A 1,705-nucleotide genomic window follows, 5' to 3' on the forward strand; every position below is an offset into this window, starting at 1 on the left:
AAGCACTACGGTACCAGGTGGATGGTGGCGATGATTGACGTATTTGGCATAGCCAGCGGCGTTCTGGGTGAGGTCAACCCCATGCAGGACGCCGTGCTGCGCCGCTGCACCGGCTCAATCACGGAAGATGACGGGGCCGTCACCACGACCTACGAAGACATCCCCGTGCAGATCGAAGTGCAGGCAACCGCTGGGGGCGATCTCCAGCTTCTTCAGAATATCGCCCAGCAGCAAGATGCCCGCATCGTCTACATGCGGAGCGCAACCCATGCGCTGAACCGGCCCCTCCAGACGGGCGGTGACGTACTGATCTTTGAGGGCGGGGAATGGCTGGTCACACAGGTTCTAGAGCAGTGGGGGAGTGAAGATTGGTGCAAACTAGCCGTAACCCGCCAGATACCGGGGAATCAGGCCTCGAACTGAGGCCCTCCGAGAGCGACATCATGAAGGCCATCCGCCTCTGGCTGCTCAGCAACGTGCTGCCCTCCCCGTGGACGGTGCAGCAGGGGCAGCAGAACCGGGCCCCCACGATGCAGGCCCCATTCGCCATCATGCAGATCATCACCCGGCAGCGGTACGCCACCAACAGCAGGCGGTACAACGGGGATGGCTCCGTCACGATCGTCAAGCTGGAACGTATGGGCATCCAGGTCAGCACGTTCGGGACAGGGGCCGGGAATGCGGTGTCGCTCATCAACGCCATGTGGCGTGATCCGGACGCCGTTGAATGGTTCATGAACAATCTCCCGGGGTTCGCCCCCCTTCACGCATCAGACCCCATGCAGCACCCCTTCACGACAGCTGAAAAGCAGTACGAGGACCAGTGGAGCGTCGATCTGATCGCTGACGTCCACGCCACCGTCACAAAGCCGGGACAGTCGGCACTCCAGCTGGGGATGCAGTCCATCACCCAGGCTGACACCCTCCACACAACCACGGACATGACCGAATGAGTACGATCCCCATTTCACAGACTGTGAAGATCAACCCCGCCACGCTGGGAACGGCTGGCGGGGTTTCCTTTATCAACGGCCTGATCATCACTACGGCGGCGGACGGCAGCAATATCGCCGAAGGGACGCTGAAGACCTACACGCAGGCCAGCGACGTAGCATCCGACTTCACGGCTTCCTCCCCCGAGGCCCGCATGGCGAATGTCTATTTCAGCGGCTACGAGGATGCGCCATCCGCCCCCTCTACCCTGCTCGTCTATGTGGCCTCTGCCGACCATAAAGAGGACCCGGCGGCACTCATGAACGAGATTGCTGGCCAGACGCAGGATTTCGCAGGCTTCACCACGACATGGGATCCATCCCTGGAACAGAAGAAGGAGTTCGCAACGTGGACCGCCGGACAGGCCGACCGCTACTGGTATGTCCCGTGGGACAAGGACGAAAATGCCTCCAGCAGCCAGAACAGCACCAGCTTTGGCGTGTGGCTGGGAAACCAGAACATTGATGGCACGACCCTGATCTATCAGGACCCTCTGGCAGCCGCATTCTGCCTGGGATGGATGGCGTCCATAGATTTTGACGCCACAGATGGCCGGACGAACCTCTGCTTCCGGCGCAGCGGGCTTGTCACCCCCAGCGTGACAGACGCCAAAACGGCCGCAACCCTTCGCAGCAATGGCTACAATTTCTACGGGGCCTATGCGAATGGCCTGGGACGCTTCCAGTGGATTGAGGATGGCCATGTGTCCGGT

At 60.9% G+C, this 1,705-nt stretch carries 3 protein-coding genes; all 3 read left to right on the plus strand.

The window, feature by feature from the left end:
• Positions 1-423, plus strand: a 423-nt coding sequence (locus NQF87_RS08675) for a hypothetical protein (RefSeq protein WP_266128011.1), incomplete at its 5' end; no start/stop codon positions are given.
• A 20-nt stretch (positions 424-443) separates the two neighbouring features.
• Positions 444-953, plus strand: a complete 510-nt coding sequence (locus tag NQF87_RS08680) for a phage neck terminator protein (RefSeq protein WP_266128012.1) — start codon at positions 444-446, stop codon at positions 951-953.
• A partial coding sequence (locus NQF87_RS08685) for a DUF3383 family protein (protein ID WP_266128013.1) occupies positions 950-1,705 on the plus strand: 756 nt, incomplete at its 3' end. The genes NQF87_RS08680 and NQF87_RS08685, both read left to right, overlap by 4 nt.

The sequence above is a fragment of the Bombella dulcis genome, assembly GCF_026385505.1.
In the GTDB taxonomy this organism is placed as follows: domain Bacteria; phylum Pseudomonadota; class Alphaproteobacteria; order Acetobacterales; family Acetobacteraceae; genus Bombella; species Bombella dulcis.

Bases quoted from the DNA above. Each gene is read 5' to 3' on its own strand.
- NQF87_RS08680 (WP_266128012.1), top strand. From the start codon at position 444: ATGAAGGCCATCCGCCTCTGGCTGCTCAGCAACGTGCTGCCCTCCCCG.